General features: G+C 57.8%; 2 protein-coding genes and 1 pseudogene. 2 read left to right on the top strand and 1 reads right to left on the bottom strand.

The genetic code is table 11. From position 1 onward, the window contains the following. Positions 1-184, top strand: a pseudogene (locus ORS3428_RS33895) (LysR family transcriptional regulator); the annotation flags it as partial. A gap of 511 nt (positions 185-695) precedes the next feature. Beyond that, positions 696-1511, top strand: a complete 816-nt coding sequence (locus tag ORS3428_RS08480) for a cadmium resistance transporter (RefSeq protein ID WP_071096409.1) — start codon at positions 696-698, stop codon at positions 1509-1511. Here ORS3428_RS08480 and ORS3428_RS31340 read toward each other — a convergent pair. Next, the coding region (locus ORS3428_RS31340) for an IS3 family transposase (protein WP_157895940.1) at positions 1418-1689 on the bottom strand (272 nt) is incomplete at its 5' end. The two genes, ORS3428_RS08480 and ORS3428_RS31340, sit on opposite strands and share 94 nt — an antisense overlap.

The raw sequence follows: 1689 nt of genomic DNA, 5'->3' as shown, positions 1-1689 counted from the left end.
CACCATCCCACTACGACTTGTGAAGCATTTCGCCGCTATGATGCCCCTCAAGGTGGTAGACCTTCCATTACCCTTTCCAGCATTCGTTGAGGCCGTCCAATGGCCAGCCCAACAGAACACCGATCCGGCAAGTATTTGGATGCGGCAAAGATTGCTGGAGGAGGCGGCTCGGACAGACATATGAGCCGTGGCGCAGGCTGGCCGACGACACAAACCTCGATGGTCGGGCGCCRCGACTGTGTCCCTGCTAGTGAGCCCAACTGCGATTCGGACAGCACACGGCATCACGATCCGCTCCAGTTGGGTATGTCTTTCCAGCTCCAACCCATCGGGTCTTCTGAGCATCTCCCTCCTACCAGCGGGGGGCAACTCAGGTACGTCTCTTTGCCTTCTCGACTCCAAACGGACCGCTGCGATCGCACTCTCGATGAGATCGTGGCCATAAGCGTTCGTTACATCGATCCAGCCTTCGGGAGCCGGTCTCTGGGGCAGGCTCGATCTTAGCGCACAGAACGACGTCGATCCCGTCCAATGCTGCGAGCAGCCGGTCGCAGATTCTTCGTAAGCGACGTTCCCACGCCACGGCGTTGAGGCTCCGGAGCGGCGATGTAGGCGCCGTGGCATCGGACAGGGAGCGTTGACCGCGCCAGCCTGTTAGGTGAGAAGGGGCCATCGCGAAACCGGACCCCCTTCATATGCTGAGCACCATTGGTGTGGCCATCACCATGTTCGCGGCCTCCAATATCGATGACATCTTTGTCCTGCTTGGCTTTTTCGGCCATCRCAAATTCCACGCTCACCAAGTCATCATTGGACAGTACCTGGGGTTCTCAACGCTGGTGGCAGCTAGCCTCGTAGCGTCCCTCGTCTCCTTGGTGTTGGCGCCTGCATATGTCGGCTTGCTTGGGTTCCTTCCGATCCTGATAGGCCTGAAAAAGCTTTACGACGCGTGGCGCGGTGATGATGGCGACGAAGCGGAAGTACCCAAGGCTGGCCTAGGCAACGTGCTTGCGGTGGGAGCGGTTACGATCGCCAACGGAAGCGACAATATCGGCATCTACACGCCAGTCTTTGCCACAAGCAACAGAGCCGAAATCGGCATCATAATCGCGGTCTTTGCCATCGGCGTAGCAGTCTGGCTGGCGTTCTCGCACTGGCTGGTGAATCACCGATCCCTGGGCGCGCCGATTCGGCGCTACGGCCACTGGCTGGTGCCGTTTGCCCTTATCGGAATTGGCGTATTCATCCTTTACGATTCAGGCTCACTCGCACTGATGAGTTTGGGAACATACAAGGTAGCCCAGTTCTTCCGGCTTTGGAACACGCTCCCGAATTCTGCCGAAATAAGTGCCGTGCTATCCACTGAGGGGCAATTCCTCGTGGGCGCCGAGGAGGTGCGGACGAATTCTTGGACTGGTTATGCTGCAATTCCCAGGTTCCGGCGGTATTCGGAGGGGCTCAGGCCACCGAGTGAGATCTTGATGCGATGCTGGTTGTACCACCGGATGTAGGAATCCACCTGCTGCATGAAGTCTTCAAGCGTCGTGTTGATCCAGTCACGATGGTAGTACATCTCATTTTTCAGCCGTCCGAAGAAGCCCTCGCAGGCTGCGTTATCCGGTGAGCATCCTTTGCGTGACATGGAGCGTGCGAGCTGAGCATTGTGCATTCGTAAGAGCCATCCAGGCC

The sequence above is a fragment of the Mesorhizobium sp. ORS 3428 genome (assembly GCF_001854785.1).
GTDB lineage: Bacteria > Pseudomonadota > Alphaproteobacteria > Rhizobiales > Rhizobiaceae > Mesorhizobium.
This window is presented reverse-complemented; position numbering and strand designations above follow the sequence as displayed.